This is a genomic window from Sphingomonas sp. Sph1(2015) (assembly GCF_001970915.1).
In the GTDB taxonomy this organism is placed as follows: domain Bacteria; phylum Pseudomonadota; class Alphaproteobacteria; order Sphingomonadales; family Sphingomonadaceae; genus Sphingomonas; species Sphingomonas parapaucimobilis.
Map to the genome: position 1 here is coordinate 1 of NZ_MQUI01000121.1, position 484 is coordinate 484.

General features: G+C 60.5%; 1 protein-coding gene. It reads left to right on the plus strand.

What is annotated here, in order from left to right; all coding sequences use genetic code 11:
* Positions 1-258, plus strand: a 258-nt coding sequence (locus tag BSZ14_RS18820) for a glycosyltransferase family 9 protein (protein ID WP_139330559.1), incomplete at its 5' end; no start/stop codon positions are given.
* Positions 259-484 lie beyond the last annotated feature (226 nt).

Here is a 484-nt window from a genome sequence, read left to right on the forward strand (position 1 = left end):
CATGCGCGATGTGTTATCGCGGCGGATTCAGGTCCGCTGCACTTGGCGGCGGCTCTGGGCACTCAGGTCGTCGGTTTGTATGGCCCTACCGATCCTGCGCGCAATGGCCCGTTTGTGCCCAGCGCGGTGATCGTACACAAGGCGCGACAAGAGGAGATCAGCTACAAGCGGCGCTCGGATTACTCCGCGGCGATGCTGCGAATCACTGTCGGAGACGTGCTGGCTGCGACCGCCGCGCTTCTGAAGGCCCCTGCTTGAGCCCCAAGACAAATTTTTGGATCCGGTGGCGTGTCCGCGTCGGATACCCGGTCGGCATCGCGGCATTTTGGTTTGCGCGGCCACAAATGAAGTGGCTGCTCGGCGGAATGGGAATTGCAATTCTAGGGTTGCTCCTGCGCGGATATGCCGCGGGATATCTCCGCAAACACAAACAGCTGGCGATCTCCGGACCATACGCGTTCACTCGGAACCCTTTGTATTTGGG